Origin of the sequence: Caldisericum sp. (assembly GCA_022759145.1) — a bacterium.
Lineage (GTDB): Bacteria > Caldisericota > Caldisericia > Caldisericales > Caldisericaceae > Caldisericum.
Map to the genome: position 1 here is coordinate 24,634 of JAEMPV010000016.1, position 18,227 is coordinate 42,860.

Annotated in this window: 18 protein-coding genes; 9 read left to right on the forward strand and 9 right to left on the reverse strand. The window is 37.7% G+C overall.

The annotated features are described in order from the left end of the window. The first annotated feature begins 1 nt into the window (after position 1). Entirely contained in the window at positions 2-1,018 is a 1,017-nt protein-coding gene (locus tag JHC30_00755) for an AI-2E family transporter (protein ID MCI4462684.1), read from the forward strand. Here the strand turns inward: JHC30_00755 and JHC30_00760 are convergent, their stop codons facing one another. Next, positions 1,019-2,023, reverse strand: a complete 1,005-nt coding sequence (locus tag JHC30_00760) for a hypothetical protein (GenBank protein MCI4462685.1) — start codon at positions 2,021-2,023, stop codon at positions 1,019-1,021. Between the two features lie 284 nt (positions 2,024-2,307). On the opposite strand from JHC30_00760, the gene JHC30_00765 reads away from it, so the two are divergent. From JHC30_00765 to surE, 4 genes are read left to right on the forward strand one after another with little or no spacing between them, the layout of a single operon-like run. Beyond that, the gene (locus JHC30_00765; protein MCI4462686.1) at positions 2,308-3,189 is read left to right on the forward strand and encodes an asparagine synthetase; all 882 of its coding nucleotides are present in this window, start codon (positions 2,308-2,310) and stop codon (positions 3,187-3,189) included. A gap of 55 nt (positions 3,190-3,244) precedes the next feature. Further along, entirely contained in the window at positions 3,245-4,570 is a 1,326-nt protein-coding gene (glnA, locus tag JHC30_00770; protein ID MCI4462687.1) for a type I glutamate--ammonia ligase, read from the forward strand. 43 nt (positions 4,571-4,613) lie between these two features. Continuing rightward, a complete protein-coding gene (locus JHC30_00775; protein MCI4462688.1) occupies positions 4,614-5,327 on the forward strand; it encodes a glycosyltransferase in 714 nt (237 codons plus the stop codon). After that, a complete protein-coding gene (surE, locus tag JHC30_00780; GenBank protein ID MCI4462689.1) occupies positions 5,324-6,103 on the forward strand; it encodes a 5'/3'-nucleotidase SurE in 780 nt (259 codons plus the stop codon). Before JHC30_00775 ends, surE begins: the two co-directional genes overlap by 4 nt. Positions 6,104-6,148: 45 nt before the next feature. On the opposite strand, the gene htpX is transcribed toward surE, so the two are convergent. From htpX to JHC30_00820, 8 genes are read right to left on the reverse strand one after another with little or no spacing between them, the layout of a single operon-like run. Further along, on the reverse strand, positions 6,149-7,048 hold the full coding sequence (gene htpX, locus JHC30_00785; protein MCI4462690.1) for a zinc metalloprotease HtpX: 900 nt from the start codon (positions 7,046-7,048) through the stop codon (positions 6,149-6,151). Positions 7,049-7,071: 23 nt separating this feature from the next. Continuing rightward, a complete protein-coding gene (locus JHC30_00790; protein ID MCI4462691.1) occupies positions 7,072-7,620 on the reverse strand; it encodes a LemA family protein in 549 nt (182 codons plus the stop codon). 41 nt (positions 7,621-7,661) lie between these two features. Continuing rightward, positions 7,662-8,174, reverse strand: coding sequence for a nitroreductase family protein (locus JHC30_00795; protein ID MCI4462692.1), 513 nt, complete (start codon positions 8,172-8,174; stop codon positions 7,662-7,664). Further along, positions 8,171-9,619 carry an Asp-tRNA(Asn)/Glu-tRNA(Gln) amidotransferase subunit GatB gene (gene gatB / locus JHC30_00800; GenBank protein MCI4462693.1) on the reverse strand — a complete coding sequence of 483 codons (1,449 nt, stop codon included), beginning with the start codon at positions 9,617-9,619 and terminating at the stop codon, positions 8,171-8,173. Before gatB ends, JHC30_00795 begins: the two co-directional genes overlap by 4 nt. Further along, entirely contained in the window at positions 9,612-11,036 is a 1,425-nt protein-coding gene (gatA, locus tag JHC30_00805; GenBank protein ID MCI4462694.1) for an Asp-tRNA(Asn)/Glu-tRNA(Gln) amidotransferase subunit GatA, read from the reverse strand. The genes gatB and gatA overlap by 8 nt, the downstream gene beginning before the upstream one ends. 1 nt (position 11,037) lies before the next feature. Then, complete coding sequence (gene gatC, locus JHC30_00810) at positions 11,038-11,319, reverse strand: Asp-tRNA(Asn)/Glu-tRNA(Gln) amidotransferase subunit GatC (GenBank protein ID MCI4462695.1); 282 nt, start codon at positions 11,317-11,319, stop codon at positions 11,038-11,040. A 5-nt stretch (positions 11,320-11,324) separates the two neighbouring features. Further along, positions 11,325-13,355 (reverse strand): NAD-dependent DNA ligase LigA, encoded by a 2,031-nt coding sequence (gene ligA, locus JHC30_00815; GenBank protein MCI4462696.1) that lies wholly within the window; start codon positions 13,353-13,355, stop codon positions 11,325-11,327. Between the two features lie 23 nt (positions 13,356-13,378). Next, the gene (locus JHC30_00820) at positions 13,379-14,548 is read right to left on the reverse strand and encodes a hypothetical protein (GenBank protein MCI4462697.1); all 1,170 of its coding nucleotides are present in this window, start codon (positions 14,546-14,548) and stop codon (positions 13,379-13,381) included. 130 nt (positions 14,549-14,678) lie between these two features. On the opposite strand from JHC30_00820, the gene JHC30_00825 reads away from it, so the two are divergent. Genes JHC30_00825 through JHC30_00840 form a run of 4 tightly spaced genes read left to right on the forward strand, consistent with a single transcriptional unit; the run spans position 14,679 to position 18,218 of the window. Continuing rightward, on the forward strand, positions 14,679-16,265 hold the full coding sequence (locus JHC30_00825; protein ID MCI4462698.1) for an OPT/YSL family transporter: 1,587 nt from the start codon (positions 14,679-14,681) through the stop codon (positions 16,263-16,265). Further along, the gene (locus JHC30_00830; GenBank protein MCI4462699.1) at positions 16,265-17,215 is read left to right on the forward strand and encodes a P1 family peptidase; all 951 of its coding nucleotides are present in this window, start codon (positions 16,265-16,267) and stop codon (positions 17,213-17,215) included. Before JHC30_00825 ends, JHC30_00830 begins: the two co-directional genes overlap by 1 nt. A 21-nt stretch (positions 17,216-17,236) precedes the next feature. Then, the gene (gene bcp, locus JHC30_00835; GenBank protein ID MCI4462700.1) at positions 17,237-17,701 is read left to right on the forward strand and encodes a thioredoxin-dependent thiol peroxidase; all 465 of its coding nucleotides are present in this window, start codon (positions 17,237-17,239) and stop codon (positions 17,699-17,701) included. A gap of 4 nt (positions 17,702-17,705) precedes the next feature. Continuing rightward, positions 17,706-18,218: a cysteine hydrolase gene (locus tag JHC30_00840; GenBank protein ID MCI4462701.1), complete on the forward strand. Its 513-nt coding sequence runs from the start codon at positions 17,706-17,708 to the stop codon at positions 18,216-18,218. The last annotated feature ends 9 nt before the right edge of the window (positions 18,219-18,227 follow it).

The following is an 18,227-nucleotide window of genomic DNA, read 5'->3' on the forward strand; positions in this document are numbered from 1 at the left end:
GATGAATAAAGAAATAAAAAATGCGCTTTTTACAAGTTTTGTTTTGGTTGTTGCAGTAGTGATCCTATACCTACTGTACACTGTAAGAGGTGTAATACCACCGATAATATTTGGCGCAGTGATTGCTTATGTATTACTACCAGTAACAAATTTCTTTGAGAAACTCAAGTTTCCAAGATCCCTTGCTTCTTTTGTAACGCTACTTCTCTTTTTCTTTGTAATAATACTTCTCAGTTACTTCCTTCTGCCTCTCATCTTAAGAGAACTTATAGAACTCGGGCACAAAATACCAAACCTACAGGAAAACATATCTTCTTTTTTTGAAAATTTAGGAAAGGTTCTCAACGCCCAAGTTGAGAGCGCTTTTGTCCGAAATATAATATCTAATGCAACAACAACACTTCAGAGTGTAATTCTTAATTTCATATCAAACTTTGCAAAACAAGCAGGTTCAACGCTATCAAATATAGGTTCTCTTGTAATTTCCTTTCTTCTTGCGTACTTTTTTATGAAAGATTCCAAAGCACTCTATAGAATTACTTTAAGAAGATTTGACCCAAGAATAAGAGTGAAGATTAAACAATACCTTGATAGAACAAATAGTGAAATGCGAACATACTTTTCAACACTCGTAATTATTTCAATTATTGTGGGCTTTTTTATGGGGCTTGGAAGTTTTATCGCTGGTGTAAAGTATGCTGTTTTTATAGGTTTTATTGATTCTTTTCTTGAGATGCTTCCCTACATTGGACCAACAATTGTATTTTTAACAGGCGCACTTCTATCTCTTACCCAGGGCTTCAAAACATTTCTTGCGTTTATCATCGTATTCTCTATAGTCGAAGGTTTATTCAGCAATGGCATTTTACCTCATATGGTTGGTGACAAATTAAAAGTTCCACCTGTAATTATAATCCTTATGATTGCAATAGGGGGCGCGATTTTCGGTCCTCTCGGAGTCCTTATCGCAACCCCCACATTCCTTATTTTGAGGAATATAAGAATAATCTTTAGTTAATTATGGCTTTTTAGGTGCTGGTACTTTAATTTTGAAAGTAATAATGTTCGAAATTTCAACAGTGCTAACATCGACATATTTGCCAAGAATAAGAACCCTATCTCCAACTTTTAGGTCTGTAATTTTTACTTTACCTTTGTAGTCCTGAGGAAACTTGAAAGTTATAAGTGGTAGTTCTGATAACTTCAAAGTCTTGTTTTCAAGGTCAATAAAGGAAACTGTTCCGCCCACTGCAACTGCTGTATTCGGTTTAAAGGCAAGGACAACTATTGATGTTGCAAAGTAATTGCCTGATGCTGCATCGAGCCTTGCATGAATTTGAACTGGGTCTCCAACCTTTAAATCAGCAAATTTGATACGACCTGTTCCGACCTTTGTAATTGAAGTTTTATCGTTTACAAAGATTTGATAATCAAAGTCTTTTACTTTCACATAGTTAGAACCGATTTCTGTTATATAGGTCCTCATTTCAAATTCCTTATGTGAAATTATCAGAATTTCCTTTGCAACATACACATCCTGCGAGTATTCACCGTGAACTACAACCCTATCGCCCACCTGAATCTCAGAAAAACTGACTAATTTCCCTTTGAACCTTACTTTAGTATCCGCATTTACAACAATTGTTTTTCCGTTAACGACTATTGCATTTTGTGAAATAGATGAGACCTCACCTGAAATAGTAAACACCTTTGCAATAGATAAGTCGGTGAATGCAAGTACAAGTCTTGCAACAAGTTTATTGTCGAGGTTCTCGCACATCGCAATCGCCTGCATGCCTACCTTAATATCATTTATTGTTGCAGACTTCCCGTTAAGCCTCAACACAGTATCGTCTTTAATCGAAACTTCCTTGCCTCCAATTTTAATAGAAGTTGCAGAAATTGATTCTATTGCGCCCTTAACGACTTCAACCTTCGGTAGCGTAGTCTTTGCACCTGCGCTTACTGGTAACAGCGCCACAATCAAAAGCAAAACTAATACAAAAACCAAAAATCTCTTCATCCTTATCACCTCCACATAATAATATGTATTATGTGTCGAAAATGTTACAAAAAGAATGAAATTAAATTTTCTTAAAAATTGATTTCTACTCTTGACAGAGGAAAAAAAGATATCTATAATACATCCAAAGTATGGAAAGGGTTAGATTAGCAGTAGCAAATAATAACAATAATAATAACCTGCCCGGCGCCGGTCGGTTTGGGTAGCTACTGCTAATCTTTACCCAAAGGCCGGCAAAGAAGCCGGCCTTTTTAAATTTTAAAAACAAAATTTAGGAGGTAAGAATGAAAAAGGAAGTTTTAGAAGTGCAAAGTGAAGCCATCTTCAGGATGGGAGAGTTTTTGAGAAACGAAGGCTTTGTCGAGTTATTACCTGTAATTATTTCCCCGCTAACCGATCCTTTGAACCACTCTGTTTACGATGCTAAGATTCCTTATGGTAATGGCTACTATTCACTTACGAAGTCAATGATATTTCACAAGCAACTTGCCCTAAGAGAATATCCAAAAATTTTCATTTTCTCACCCAATGTAAGGCTTGAAACTGAGGACAAAAAGCATACAGGAAGGCATCTTATTGAATTTGTTCAACTTGACCTCGAAGTAAAAGATGCAACCCGAGAAGACATTTTAGACCTTGTAGAAAGGCTTCTTGTTTACACAATGCAAAAACTTGAAGAAAAATTCGGTTCATTTATAAAATCAGTTAACCCAAACTTCCATATCCCAAAAACACCATTTGAAAGAGTAAAATACCTCGAAGCAAAGGAAAAATTTGGAAGAGATTTTGAGTTATTGCTTTCAAAAGAAAAAGAAGATCCGTTTTTCTTAATTGACATTCCTATTGAAGAACGCGAATTTTACGATAGATTAAGCGACGATGGAAAAACGCTTGTTGATATGGACCTTATTTATCCTTATGGATTTGGAGAAGGTATGTCTGGTGGAGAAAGAGAATACGAGCTTGATAGGATAATTATGAGGATGAAGTACAAGAATATGAACCTTGAGGATTGGAAGTGGTATCTCGAGGAAGTGAAAAAAGGCATACCAAAATCTGCAGGATGTGGTATAGGAATTGAAAGGTTTGTGCGTTTTGTCTTGAATTTACCAAGCGTCAAAGATACGAGGCTTTTTGCAAAATTGCCAGGTGAAATAGCCCTTTAAATATATATTTTGAATTCGTAACTAACTTGCATATTATTAAAAGGAGGAGGCGGAAATGAAAAATACAGAGGATTTAATAAGAGAAGTACATGAAAAGAAGATAGATATTATATGGCTCCAGTTTACTGACATTCTGGGATTTCCTAAACTTGTTGAAATTTCATCAAAAATGCTCCCCAAAGTTCTTTCCGAAGGCATTGCATTTGATGGTTCTTCGATTGAGGGCTTTGCAAGAATAGAGGAATCGGATATGCTTTTGAAACCAAACCCAGAAACATTTTCAGTACTCCCATGGACGCTTAAAAACGACATTAAAATAGGAAAAATCGTTTGCGATGTTTATTTAGATGAGAACACGCCTTTTGAGGGAGACCCGCGCTTCAGACTTAAAAAAGTCCTTAAAGAGGCTGCTTCAAATGGCTATTTTATGCAAAATGGGGTAGAGGAAGAGTTCTTCCTATTTAAACTTAAGGACGGAAATCCTTCAACAGAACTTGTAAGCAAAGGAAGTTATTTTGAAATGCTTCCTGAGGATGTAGGCGAAAAGACACGTGCTCTCATAGCAAAAGCCCTCGAGGAAATGGGCTTCGAAATTGAGACTTCACATCACGAAGTGTCACCCTCACAGCACGAAATCGACTTCAAATACGCAGATCCCATTACTACGGCAGATCGTATTATAACCTTTAAAATTGCCGCAAAAACTATCGCATTAATAAACGGACTTTACGCAACATTTATGCCAAAACCCCTCTTTGGAGTTAATGGATCTGGAGCACACACAAATATTTCCCTTATAGATGATAACGGAAACAACCTCTTCTTTGATAAAAATGAGGAATTTGAACTCTCTCACATAGCAAGGTATTTTATAGGAGGAATTTTCAAGCACATTGATGCAATTACTGCGATTGCAAATCCAACAGTAAATTCATACAAAAGAATCGTCCCAGGGTTTGAAGCACCTGTTTATGTCTCCTGGGCTGTTAAAAATAGAAGCGCCCTCATAAGAATTCCTCAGGCAAACGAAAAGACAAAAAGAATTGAGTTTAGAAGCCCTGACCCAACTGCAAACCCATACCTTCTTTTTACAGTAATCCTCAAAGCAGGACTTGACGGAATAAGCAATAAAATTGACCCAGGTGAGCCTGCAAATGAAGTAAACATCTTCGAAGAAAACGAAAAATTCCCAAATAAATTCAGGACTTTGCCTGCAACCTTAAAGGAAGCAATTGAGGCACTCAAAAAGGATGATGTTATACTTGAAGCACTGGGGAGTCAAATTGCACAAAAGTACATCGAGGCAAAGGAAGCAGAGTGGGATGAGTACAGAATTGCGGTAACTGATTGGGAAATTAATAAAATACTCCCTCTATATTAAAGGCTATTTGAAAAAATAGGTCCTGAACATATAATGATTTGAGATGACAAGGTATATAAAGTTTTCTATTGTAATTCCTGCCCATAATGAGGAGAAGTACATAGAGGAAACATTAAAGCATCTAAAGGATGTTGGATATCCAAAGGATTATTATGAGGTTATTGTTGTCGAAAATGGCTCGCAGGATAAAACCTATGAGGTTGCGAAAAAATTCGAAGGAGAAAATTTTAAGATTTTTTCTATCGATAAAAAAGGTGTATCCATTGCGCGAAATTTTGGAGCAAAGCAAATTTCAAAAGATTCGGATTGGATTATATTTCTCGATGCAGATACACACCTTAAAAATGGGTTTTTAGATGACTTAAATACCTACATTCAAAAAAACGAAAGTAAAAACATTGTTGTAGGCACAACCTCGTTAACACCTCTCAGCAATTCCTTTTATGCAAAACTCTGGTTTAGATTTTACGATATAGCGCATATATTGCTTCATGCATCTTTAAGTATCCAGATTGTAAGAAAAGATGTGTTTTATAAAGTTTGGTATGACGAGAATTTACAGTATACTGAAGATTGGAAGATGATGAAAAATGCAGAACGTTTTGGCAGATTTTTCTTTATGTGGACAGATAAAGTTTACACCTCCACCCGAAGATTTGATTCTGTTGGATATTTCAAGCAACTAATTCTCTTTATATATTGGGGGATATTGCCTGAGAAGTATAAAAGAAAGGTAAATTACGAGGTGATAAGATGAGGATATTACTTGTTAATGATGATGGCATTTACGCAAAGGGAATTAGGATTCTTGCAAAATTCCTTAGAGAATTGGGGGATGTGGTAGTTGTTGCACCTGACAGGCAAAAGAGCGCAGCAGGACATTCTCTTACAATTAACGATGTGCTTCTCATTAAGGAAGTCGAAATAGAAGAAGGCTTCAAGGGAATTGCAGTTGTCGATGGGACACCAACCGATTGCGTTCTTGTAGGTGTAAAAGACATAATGAAAGACGAACCACCAGATTTTGTTGTTTCAGGAATAAATCACGGAGCAAATTTGGGAGGAGACATTCTCTATTCAGGAACAGTTGCAGGTGCACTTGAAGGACTTGCAAACGGTTTTAAATCGGTTGCAATTTCGCTCGATGTTCATAGCGATGAAGGACATTTTGAAACTGCTGCAACAGTTGCTAAGAAAATACTTCAAACACCGGAACTTTTTGAAGGGATTGTAGAAGAGCGCTCAATACTGAATGTTAATGTTCCCAATGTGCCTTATGAAGAACTAAATGGTTTCAGGATTACAAGACAGGGAAAAACGCAATACGAAAACTACCTTGAAAAGTATGTTAATCCCCAGGGAAAAATTTTCTACTGGATCGGGGGAGACAGACCTCCTCACGAACTTGAGGAAGACACAGACTCTTTTGCCGTTGCAAATAAATATGTTTCGATAACACCAATAAATATTGACCTTACAAATTATGCACTAATTGGAAAACTCAAAAGAATCCTTCCAAAACTTACAGTGTAAAAAAATGGGGGCACAGATGTGCCCCATCAAATTTTTAATAAGTTCTTATCTTATTGTTAACGATCTAAGTCTTCTTATACGCTCTTCAATCGGTGGATGTGTTGCAAACATTTGATTAATATTCCCAAAAGGATTTGAAATGAACATATGAGCGGTTGCCTGGGTTGCTACTCTCATCGGTCTTGTATAACTTCCAATTTTCTCGAGTGCACTTGCAAGCCCTTCTGGATCCCTTATTATATAGGCACCAGTTGCATCGGCAAGGAACTCCCTCTGTCTTGAGATTGCAGCCCTAATTAGCGCAACAATTAGTGGAGCAAGTATCGAAAGGATGAGCCCGATAATAACAAGTATCGCCGATCCTCCTTCATCTCTATCTCGCCTTCTTCCACCAACCCCCCACCACATGCTTCTAAACATTATATCCCTTAAAATAAGCACAAGCCCGACAACAACACCAATTACAGTCATAAGAAGTATATCCCTGTTCCTTATATGAGCCGTCTCATGGGCAATTACACCCTGGAGTTCTTCCCTATTCATCATTGAAAGCAAGCCTGTAGTAACGCATATTGCAGCGTGATTTTGATCTTTTCCCGTTGCAAATGCGTTTGGCTGCATCTCGTCCATTATATAAACCTTTGGCTTTGGAATACCCGCAGCCAACGCAACCTCTTCAACTACATTATGTAAAACATAATACTCGTTTGGGTCGGCAGGGCGTGCATTAACTGAGGCAAGCGCAATTTTATCGGAATTCTCGTAAGCAAACCAGTTGTAAAGGAATATGAAAACAACAAGCGCAACAATCCATGTTGTCCCACCACCAAAGTACCACACAAAGAAATATCCTATCCCAAATAGTATCAGGGAAAAAATAGCCATAAAGAAGTATGTTTTTCTTACATTTTCTGCTTGAAGTTCATACAAAGTTTTTCTTTCCATATAACCTTCCTTAAACTACAAAATTAGAATTGAACTTTTACTGGACCTCTTGCTTCCTCCTCAACAGGGTAGTATTCTTTTGGCGTAAGGTTCATCATTCTTGCAACAAACATATCCGGGATTCTTTGTTGCTTTGCGTTGTATTGCATTACTATGTCATTGTAGAATTGCCTTGCAAAAGCAATCTTGTTCTCGGTGTTTGTTAATTCTTCCTGCAACTTTAAAAAGTTCTCATTTGCTTTAAGTTCAGGGTAGTTTTCTGCAATAGCAAAAAGAGTCTTTAGTGTTGCAGAAATTTGGTTGTTTGCATCACCTATATCTTTTACGGATGTAGCACCCATCGCCTTTGCTCTGAGTTCACCTAACTTTTCAAAGATTTCTTTCTCGTGCGCTGCATAACCTTTTACTGTCTCAACAAGATTTGGAATGAGATCATATCTTCTCTTTAGTTGGACATCAATCTGTGCCCACGCATTTTCAACGCGGTTCTTAAGGTTAATGAAACTGTTGTAGGTTGCAATAAACCACAAAACAACCAGGATTAAAATTCCTATCAAAATCCAAATTCCCATTTTACACCTCCTCTTAGATTATACATAAATTTGTGAAAAAACTATGAAAATTTTTCAAAAGACACAACCTCATCAAATGATTTTCTATCTTTCTCAAATACATTACCATTTTTAGGATACCCAAGTGTAAGAATTGCGCCAACCCTAACATTCTTCGGAATGTTTAAAATACTTTTTACCTCATCTTCGTTAAATGCACCAATCCAGCAAGTGCCAAGTCCCAAATGTGCCGCTTGAAGCGTCATATGGTCAAGCGCAATGCCAAGGTCAAGGATGTTAGAGTCATACCATCCGCCCATAAGATACCCTTTTTGCGTAATACAACCAACTATTAATACTGGGGCTTCTCCTACAAATTTCTGATTTGCACAAGCACGAACCATCTTTTTTCTGGTTTCCTCGTTTCTTACAACAACAAACTTCCACGGCTGGATATTACAGGCAGACGGCGCAAGACGCCCAGCCTCAAGCACTTCTCTAAGTTTTTCCTCTTCAACTTCCTTGTTTAGATAGCTTCGAACAGACCTTCTTTTCAAAATTGCTTCCAATATCATACATTACCACCTTCCAGCTTCGATAATTCTTCATTTAATATTTTGTTCACAAGTTCTGGCTTGCCCTTTCCCTTTAATTCTTTCATAGCTTGCCCTACCAAGAATCCGAATACCTGTTTTTTCCCAGACAAGTACTGTGATACAGGAGTAGGATTATTATTAATTACCTTTATAATAACCTCTCTTAAGTAACTTTCATCGGTAACCTGTATCAATCCCTTGCTTTCAATAATTTCTTTTACGGATTTTTTAGTTTCAACACTCTCTTCGATGACGCTTTTTGCAATGTTTGTGGAAATCTGTCCCGAGTCAAGATAGGAAAATAGTTCCTTAAAGGAATCAACCCCAAACGAGAGGTTTTCAATATCCAAACCAATCTTATTGAGAATCCCGAGAATGTTAACAAGGAAAAAGTTTGCAACCTCTTTAGGATGAGAAACCTCTCTTACTATATTTTCAAAGTAATCTGCATACTTCTTATTGTAGGCAATTGTTCTTGCATAATCCTCCTGAAGCCCGTAGGTCTCAATGTATCTAATCGCTTTTTTGTGAGGAAGTTCTGGAATTTCTTTCTTCAGTTCATCAACATAATCCTTTGATAAAACAAGCGGTGGTAAATCTGGCTCTGGAAAGTATCTATAGTCATTTAACTCTTCTTTTACCCTCATAGGTTTAGTCGTCCCTTCCTTCTCATCGAAGTGACGGGTCTCCCTGACTATCCTCTCCCCATTTTCAAGCGCTTTCACTTGCCTTTCTATCTCAAAATCAATCGCCCTTTTTACACTTCTAAACGAGTTAAGGTTTTTTATTTCAACCTTCGTGCCTCTATTTTCGTCCTTAGAAACAGAGACATTTACATCACACCTGAGCGCACCTTTTTCCATATCTCCAGAAGATACACCAAGGTATCTTACAATACTTCGTAAAAGAGTTAAAAACTCATATGCTTCGTCACCAGATTCAAAGTCCGGATATGTTACAATTTCCATAAGGGGAACCCCAGACCTATTAAAATCAATAAAAGAATATTCTGATTCAGTAATATCGCCTATGTGTATTGATTTTCCTGAATCTTCCTCGATATGCCCTCTTTCTATTCTTATTTTCTTAACTTTTCCTTCCATAGGGATTTCAAGAAATCCTTCAAAGCCAAGAGGAAGTGAGTACTGAGTTATTTGATACCCCTTCGGAAGATCGGGATAAAAGTAGTTTTTCCTGTAAAAAGTGGAAGTAAGGTTTATGTTTAAGTTCAAGGCATGAGCAAGTTTAATTCCATATTTCACCGCCTCTTTATTTATAACAGGAAGAGCACCAGGAAGCCCAAGACAAACCGGGCAAACATGTGTGTTCGGCGGATCGCCAAATTCAGTGCTACAACTACAGAACATTTTTGATTTTGTTGAAAGTTGAATGTGTATCTCAAGGCCAATTGTTGGCTTATACATGGCTTTCCTCCTCAAGGACATATGCAAAATTCAAAAGCTCGCCCTCATTAAACCACTTACCAATAACCTGGAGTCCAATAGGAAGTCCTGTTTTATCGTATCCAAAAGGAACAGATACTGCAGGGAGATATGCAAGATTAATAGGAGTTGTAAAAACATCACTCAAATACATCTCAAGCGGCGTTGCCTTTGCTCCAAATTTGAATGCAGTTGTTGGTGTTGTAGGCGTAAGAATTGCATCGCAATCATCAAAGGCTTTCTTAAATTCCTCAAAAATTAGTCTCCTTACTTTTGATGCCTTAAGGTAATACTCATCGTAATAACCCTCCGAAAGAGCAAACGTCCCAATAAGAATTCTCCTCTTTACTTCTTTACCGAAACCATTTGTCCTTGTATCCTCGTAGAAATCTCTTAAGTTTTCGCCACTTCCCTCAAACCCATAGCGTATACCGTCGTATCGAGCAAGGTTCGCTGAGGCTTCTGACGGTGCAATAAGATAATAAACTGAAAGAGCGTATTTAAGATGAGGAAGAGAAATTTCTACAATCTCTGCACCATTATTTTCAAATACCTTAAGAGCGGAAGAGAAGGCATCACTTATTTCCTCTTGAATAGAAAAATCTCTTATCTCTTTAATTATACCAATCCTTTTACCTTTTATGTCACCCGTAAGATACTCCTCAAAGTTTTCAGTCGGAACATTTGCAGTAGTTGAGTCATGAGGATCAAAACCCGAAATGACAGAAAGTAATCTTGCAACATCCGCAACGCTTCTTCCAATCGGACCAATAACATCAAGAGAGGAACCAAATGCAACAAGACCATATCTTGAAACCCTTCCGTATGTAGGCTTGAGCCCTACAACTCCACAGAATGATGCAGGTTGCCTAACGGAGCCCCCCGTATCCGAGCCAAGCGCAACAAGTGCCTCCTTCGCCCTAACCGAAGCAGCAGAACCACCAGAAGAACCACCAGGAACATACTCAAGGTTTACAGGATTCTTTGTTTTGAAGAAAGCCGAGTTTTCAGTTGATGACCCCATTGCAAATTCGTCGAGATTCGTTTTACCAATGATAATAGCACCTTCATTTTTTATCTTTTCGGTAACAGTTGCATCATATGGTGCAATGTAACCTTTAAGGATCTTCGAACCTGCCGTAAGTTCAAAATCTTTTACAGAGATATTATCTTTAATGGCTATAGGCACACCAAGAAGTTTCCCAACCTTGTTATCGCTTTCATCAATCTCTTCTGCCTTCTTTACTGCATAATCAGAGAAAACACTTAGAAATGCCTGTATGTCTTTATCGAGTTTGTCTATGTTTTTTAAGTAACTTTCAACAACTTCCTTTGCTTTTAACTCTTTTGATTTTATTTTTGAGACAACTTCAGCAATCCTTAATTCTGTTATTTCCATATTACTCTCCTATAATCCTTTTCACCTTGAAGTATCCATCGCCAAATAGTTCTCTAAGTCTTTCGAGGTCTTTTATGGTTAATCCATCTTTTACAACATCCTCTCTTAGAACCAATTCTATTTTCTCACCGTACACCATAGGCTCAACACCTGTAGTATCGACTTCTTTGAGGTTTTCGAAATAACTTATAATCTCTTCAAGATCTTTTGCAATTGACTCTTTTTCGCTCTCATCCAACCTTAGAGCAGCAAGTTTTTCTATTCTTTCAAGGTCAATTTTCATAAGTTTTATCCTCCATATCCTATGAGTTTCTTAAATTCATCTTCGTTTATGATTTTTATGCCAAGTTTTTTAGCCTTTTCAAGTTTTGACCCAGGGTCCTCACCAACAACAAGATAGTCGACCTTTTTACTTACAGTATCAGACACCGTGCCACCAAGCCTTTCTACGATCTCACTTGCTTCGCTTCTTGTAAATGATTTAAGAGTCCCTGTAAAAACAAATGTAAGCCCCTTTAAAGGACCTTCTTTATGCTCTTCTACAACCTCTTTTGTATTTACTCCTGCTTTCACAAGTTTATCAATAACTTTTCTGTTTTCATCAGACGCAAAGAATTCAACTATAGATTTTGCGGTAACCGGTCCGATTCCTTCAATCTGCAATATATCAGTAATTTTTGCATTCATTAAATTGTCAAGTGACTTAAAGTGATCTGCAAGCAGTTCGGCAGTTCTTTTGCCAACATTAAAGATACCAAGTGCATAGATTAGATTCGCTAAAGGCCTTGATTTGCTCTCTTCTATGTTTCTCAAAATCTTTTCTGCAAGCACAGGTCCCATTCTTTCGAGAGTTAGGAGTTTTTCCTTTGTAAGGTAGTATAAGTCGCCATAATCAGTCAAAAGTCCTTTATCAACCATCTGATCAACAAGTTTTTCGCCAATTGACTCAATATCCATTGCATCCCTTGAAACAAAGTGGACTATACGCTCCTTAACCTGTGCAGGACATCTTACATTAATACAGCGGGTGACTGCAAAACCTTCCTCCCTAACAAGAGGCCCACCACAAACAGGACACTTTTCCGGCATTTTAAAAGGAATTTCGTTTCCTGTCCTTTTTTCCTTTACAACCCTTACTACTTCAGGAATAACTGAGCCAGCCTTATGAACTATAACATGATCACCAATTCTTATGTCAAGTGCTCTTGCAATATCTTCATTATGTAAAGATGCCCTGCTTACCACAGAGCCATCAATCTCGACAGGCTCAAAAATTGCAACAGGCGTTACTGCACCGGTTCTTCCAACACTAAACATAATATCTTTAACAACAGTTTCTGCTTCCTCTGCGGGGAATTTATATGCAATTGCCCAGCGTGGTTCGTGAGATGTTGCCCCTAATTTTTTCTGCAGGTCTAAATCATTCACCTTAACAACAACACCATCTGCCCCAAATGGGAAACTATCCCTGATTGCAGTGAGGCGCTTAACTTCACTTATGACGCTTTCTATATCCTCGTGTACTTTAACTTCGGGGCTAATCCTAAAACCAATTTTATTAAGGTACTGAAGAAGTTCATATTGTGTTTTAAATTCGACACCTACAACCTCACCTATACCATAGGCAATCATATGCAATTTTCTCTGGGCAGTAATCCTGGAGTCGAGTTGCCTTATAGAACCTGCAGCAGCATTTCTCGGGTTTGCAAAAGGAGGCTCACCCTTTTCTATTCTTTCTTTGTTTAGTTTCTCGAAATCCTCTTTATACATTATTACTTCGCCACGCACTTCAATTACAGGCGGAGGATTATCTATAAGGAGTTTTAAAGGGACTCCTCTAACAGTTTTAACATTAGGCGTTACATCCTCACCACGGACGCCATCACCACGAGTTGCACCCCTTACAAGTATTCCATTCTCATACCTTATAGAAATTGCAAGTCCATCCATCTTTAGTTCAGTTTCGTATTCAATTTTATTTTGCCCTGATTCCCTTTTCACCCTTCTATCAAACTCTCTTAGATCTTCGTCATCAAAAGCGTTTGCAAGGGAAAGCATAGGAACAGTGTGTATGACTTCTGGAAATTCATTTAGAGGTGGCGCTCCAACCTTTTGAGATGGAGAGTCAGGCGTAACAAGATCTGGAAAACGCTCTTCAATTGCAAGAAGTTCCTGGAAAAGCCTGTCGTATTCGGCATCGGTTATTTCGGGTGAGTCAAGGACATAGTAACGGTAATTGTGATAGTTTATAAGATCCCTCAGTTCTTTAAGCCTTTTCGCTGCCTCTTCCTTTGTTAAGTGAGAGACATCTATCTTCATATACCCACCTCCTTACTTATTCACTACTTTGTGAGTACTTTAAGTTCAACCCCCTCAATGATATAAACATTTTGTGAGTTTTGAGAAACTATAAAAATTGGATTATCGGTAGTGAAAGCCTTTATGAAACGTCCAATCTCTCGATCCCGCGAATCCTTTATTATCGCCTGATAAAAAATTGTCCCCTGAGGATTAATGTTTTTGTATATAAACGCCTTAACCTTAGCTCCTTCAAGATACTCATAAGGTGTAAAATCCGTTTTTGGCAAGTTATTCAAAAGATTCCCTCTTGAATCGTAGAAGTAGAAACCCGAGTTTGTGGCGAAGACTACTTTCTTATTACCTATGAAGATGTTGTTAATGTTACTGTCAAAACTCGTCTTTGCAAGTTGTGAAAGAGAATTAGTATAGAAATATACAGGCAAAGTACTTTTTGCATTACCATTTTGGGAAGATTCTGCGTTAATTACTTTATACCCTGCAACTATATTTCCATTTGTGAAATACGCAAAAGCATTGCTTATGGAACTTGTTTGTTTTTCTCCAATTGAGGTTTTAGCTACAATTCTTGAACCATTAAGGAGATATAAGTCTCCTCCCTCAAGAATGAATGCAACAGCACCGGTTGAGTCTATTGAAATTTGAGAATTCTGACCCATGTCAGGAACAACATCCTTTGCAACTACTTTGCCGCTTTTATCAATGGTTACTATTAAGTATGAAAGGTCTTTAAGAGATTGGAAAAGAAGTTTCGTACCACCGTCGTTTAAAAAAGTAGCAAAAGGATCTCTTGGTATGTAGTTATCAAAGCCCACATTGAAAAGTTCTTTGAAATCTTTATCAAGAATGTGGAACTTAACACCTGCAATAAAAACAGATCCATCGGAAGGATTAGAAACAAGACCGAATATTTTATCATCAATTTTCTTGCTAAACTGCACTTTCCCCGAATTATCAACATAGGCAATGTAGCCTTGAGAATTTCCTATTAAAACTCCATCCTTATACGAAATTGCGGCAGTGGGCGGCTCCTGAAAAGCTTTTAATGTTTTTTCGTTTAAAACAATCTGCTTAATAAAGAAAAGCCTGTAGATTATAAGTCCTGCAGAAATTAAAAGGAAAAAAGTCAACAAAATTAAAATTATCTGCTTTTTAGAAAGCCTCTTAACTTGTTTTGTATTTTTGTTTTTCATGCTTCAATTGTATGTGAATTTGCTTTTTAGTCAAGATGTATATTCAATTGCCTTGAAATATGCTATTCAAAAGTAACTTTTTGCTATAATATAGCGGGTTTGGGTGAAAAAATAATGCGGAGGAAGTTTAATGCAGGAAAAACTTGCAAAGGAATTAAGACTTAGAACTATTGTTATTGCTGCGTTAGGCAGTGCTGTAATCTCAATGAGTTCCATCTATGTTGCACTAAGAATGGGGGCGCTTCCCTGGCCAACTATTTTTGTTGCAATTGTTTCAATGGCTGTATTAAAAGCCCTCAAGAACACAAATCTCAAAGAAATTAATGTTGCTCATACAGGAATGTCTGCAGGTGCACTTGTTGCAGGAGGTATTGCCTTCACAATCCCAGGTATCTGGATGATCAGCGAAAATGTACAGGTTAATTTTCTTTATGTCTTTCTTACCTCACTTATCGGGGCGCTTATAGGCGTTTTTATGGTAGTCCTGATAAGAGAATTCTTCATCGAAAAGTCAAACTTGCCGTATCCAGTCGGTGTTGCAACCGCACAAACTCTTATTGCTGGCGACGAAGGTGGAAAAAAATCAAAAATTGTTTTTTCTTCGTTAACGTTATCCGCAATTTTTACCTTTTTGCGTGATGGTTTTTCGAAAATTCCACAGGCAATTATGATAAAGGGCCTCGAAAACTATGGGATAGGCTTTTTTATGTCACCTATGGCTTTCGGCATCGGGTACATAATTGGTATCTTTTACATGGGCATCTGGTTTGTAGGCAGTGTCATCGGTAATATTTTAATCCCTGTATTCTTCTCAACCTCCCTTGGAGGAATTGATAAGGCAGTTATTTTCAAGAACAATCTTGGTATAGGTTTGATTATTGGTGGAGGTATCGCACTACTCATAAAGGACATTATTCCAAAACTTGACACAATTTTTAAAAACGCCTTTCAAAAATTAAATGTGTCTTATAAGATACTTGCAGTTGTTTTGGTTGCAATCCTCGGTATAGAAATTTATTTCCTTAAATTGGGCATTGTAGCAAGCATATTAACCCTCGTAGGTGCTTCTGTTTCCGTAGTAATGGCTGCATACACTGATGGTGCAACTGGAATAGTTCCAATGGAGATTTTCGGAATTATTATCCTCCTTTTCATTAAACTTGTGGTAGGTGCAAAAACGCTTTCATATCTTCCACTATTTGCTGTTGCATGCATTGTTGCGGTTGCAAGCGGAGTTGCTGGAGACAATTTACAGGATTTTAAAACAGGTTCGATCATTGGGACAAATCCAAACGCACAGGTTATTTCTGAACTCGTAGGTGCTATTGTTGGTGCAGTCTTCGGCTCTCTTGCGCTTTTTATCCTTCACGCTGCATACGGAAAAATGGGACCCAATACATTTCTTGTTGCACCACAAGCATATGCAGTGTCGCAGATGATACAGGGACTTTCGGATCCAAGAAGTTTCACTTTCGGGCTTTTGACTGGGTTTGTCCTGTACTTTTTCAAAGTTCCATCTATGATTCTTGGTATAGGTATTTATCTTCCTTTTATAATCTCACTTACTGCATTCCTTGGAAGCTCTTTGAGAGTTATTATTGATAAGTTCTTCCCGAAGCAGAGCGAAAACCTCACTCTTGTTTCCTCTGGACTTTTAGGTGGAGAAGGGTTCGCAGGAACAATTGTTGCAATTGTTAAGTTTATTTGGAGGCTCTAATGGGAAGCATTACAGATGTAAAAGGTGTTCTTGTTGGAAATTATGAAGATTTTAATAATATAACTGGTGCAACCGCAATCATTATTGAGAAAGGAGCAACCGCCTCTGTAGATGTAAGGGGGGGTGCTCCCGGCACAAGGGAAACAGACCTTCTAAACCCGGAAAATCTTGTCGAATATGTTAATGCAATCTATATTGGCGGAGGAAGCGCTTTGGGTCTTGAAGGTGCAAGTGGGGTATCGAGATTTTTAGAAGAGAAAAATATAGGTTTCGATACCGGCGTAAAAAAGGTTCCTATTGTAAGCGGTGCAATTATTTTTGACCTTTCAATTGGAAATCCCGTTTATCCTGATTTAAATGCAGGGTATATTGCAGCAAAAAACGCAACGGATAATTTTAACCTGAACGGAAATGTTGGTGCTGGCGTTGGTGCAACCGTTGGAAAAATAAGAGGAATGGAATTTGCAATGAAAGGCGGACTTGGGACTGAAAGCATAAAACTTGGAGATCTTGTTGTTGGGGCTCTTGTTGTCATAAATGCGCTTGGAGACATCTATGACTTTGACAACAAAATTATTGCAGGTGCCTTGAACGACCAGAAAGACGGCTTCATAAATACTGAGGAATTTATTCTCAAGGCTCACTCAACACAGGTTCCCTTCAAAAACACAACAGTTGGAGTAGTTGCAACTAATGCGAAACTCACGAAGAGCAAACTTAAGCGACTTGCTATAATCTCGCATGATGCAATTGGAAGGAGAATAAAGCCGTCCCATACAATCTTCGACGGGGATACCATATTTACTATTGCAACAAATGAAGTTGAGTTTGAAGACCTCTTAACCCTTGGTGTGCTTTTTGAGAGTGTGCTTGAAAAAGCGATAATAAAAGCGGTAGTTAACGCAAAAAGTCTGGGAAACATTAAGGCATTTGCCGATTTTAGAATATAATATTTATAAAGGAGGCTTAAAATGGTTGAAGAAAACAAGTTAGCGCCAGATTTTGAATTGAAAGATTCCGAAGGCAATTTAGTTAAGTTGAGCGACTTTAGAGGAAAAACTGTAATACTTTACTTCTATCCAAAGGCACTTACTTCAGGATGCACGAAAGAAGCCCAGGACTTCAGAGACAATTACGAAGAGATTAAAAAACTTGGAACAGAAGTTATTGGCGTTAGCGGTGACAAGGTGGAAACGATAAAAAAATTCAAGCAAAAGGAGAATCTTCCATTTATTCTTCTTAGTGACGAAGGCTTCAAAGTTTCAACCGAATACGGAGTATACAAAGAGAAAAGTATGTATGGAAAAAAGTATATGGGCATAGAAAGGTCAACTTTCATAATCGATAAGGATGGTATTGTAAGAAAAATAATGAGAAAGGTTAAGGTACCAAACCATGTAAAAGAAGTAATCGAAGAAATTAAAAAATTGGGGTGAGAGTATGAAGGCACTTATAATCGTTGATATGCTTAAGGACTTTGTTGAAGACTGGGGGGCACTTAAAATAAACGGTGCAAAAACCATTATCCCTTATATAAAGGAATTAAAAGACCAATTTAAAAAGGAAAATCTTCCGGTTATCTATCTTGCCGATGCGCACGACAAATATGACAAAGAATTCGCTATCTGGCCACCACATTGTGTAGAAGGAACTGTCGGAGCAGAGGTTGTTGACGAACTAAAACCTGAAGAAGGTGATATATTAATAAAAAAGAAAACTTATTCAGGCTTTTTCAACACAAATTTGGACGAAACTCTAAAGTCTCTTAATGTCAATGAAGTTTATATCGTAGGTGTTGCAACAAATATATGTGTCCACTACACAGCATCGGATGCAGTTCTCAGAGGATACAAAGTTGTGATTCCATGGAAATGTACAAAAGGCGTAACCGAAGAAGACGAAGCATATATGAAAAAACACTTCGAGAATGTCTTAAAGGTAACCATAATTTAGGAGGGTAAT

Coding starts and splice junctions, on each gene's coding strand:
- gatA (MCI4462694.1), bottom strand. CDS start 11,036: ATGGAAATAACAGAATTAAGGATTGCTGAAGTTGTCTCAAAAATAAAA.
- JHC30_00840 (MCI4462701.1), top strand. CDS start 17,706: ATGAAGGCACTTATAATCGTTGATATGCTTAAGGACTTTGTTGAAGAC.
- JHC30_00775 (MCI4462688.1), top strand. CDS start 4,614: ATGACAAGGTATATAAAGTTTTCTATTGTAATTCCTGCCCATAATGAG.
- JHC30_00760 (MCI4462685.1), bottom strand. CDS start 2,023: ATGAAGAGATTTTTGGTTTTTGTATTAGTTTTGCTTTTGATTGTGGCG.
- glnA (MCI4462687.1), top strand. CDS start 3,245: ATGAAAAATACAGAGGATTTAATAAGAGAAGTACATGAAAAGAAGATA.
- JHC30_00825 (MCI4462698.1), top strand. CDS start 14,679: ATGCAGGAAAAACTTGCAAAGGAATTAAGACTTAGAACTATTGTTATT.
- JHC30_00765 (MCI4462686.1), top strand. CDS start 2,308: ATGAAAAAGGAAGTTTTAGAAGTGCAAAGTGAAGCCATCTTCAGGATG.
- bcp (MCI4462700.1), top strand. CDS start 17,237: ATGGTTGAAGAAAACAAGTTAGCGCCAGATTTTGAATTGAAAGATTCC.
- JHC30_00790 (MCI4462691.1), bottom strand. CDS start 7,620: ATGGGAATTTGGATTTTGATAGGAATTTTAATCCTGGTTGTTTTGTGG.
- gatC (MCI4462695.1), bottom strand. CDS start 11,319: ATGAAAATTGACCTTGAAAGAATAGAAAAACTTGCTGCTCTAAGGTTG.
- JHC30_00820 (MCI4462697.1), bottom strand. CDS start 14,548: ATGAAAAACAAAAATACAAAACAAGTTAAGAGGCTTTCTAAAAAGCAG.
- JHC30_00755 (MCI4462684.1), top strand. CDS start 2: ATGAATAAAGAAATAAAAAATGCGCTTTTTACAAGTTTTGTTTTGGTT.
- htpX (MCI4462690.1), bottom strand. CDS start 7,048: ATGGAAAGAAAAACTTTGTATGAACTTCAAGCAGAAAATGTAAGAAAA.
- gatB (MCI4462693.1), bottom strand. CDS start 9,619: ATGTATAAGCCAACAATTGGCCTTGAGATACACATTCAACTTTCAACA.
- JHC30_00830 (MCI4462699.1), top strand. CDS start 16,265: ATGGGAAGCATTACAGATGTAAAAGGTGTTCTTGTTGGAAATTATGAA.
- ligA (MCI4462696.1), bottom strand. CDS start 13,355: ATGAAGATAGATGTCTCTCACTTAACAAAGGAAGAGGCAGCGAAAAGG.
- JHC30_00795 (MCI4462692.1), bottom strand. CDS start 8,174: ATGATATTGGAAGCAATTTTGAAAAGAAGGTCTGTTCGAAGCTATCTA.
- surE (MCI4462689.1), top strand. CDS start 5,324: ATGAGGATATTACTTGTTAATGATGATGGCATTTACGCAAAGGGAATT.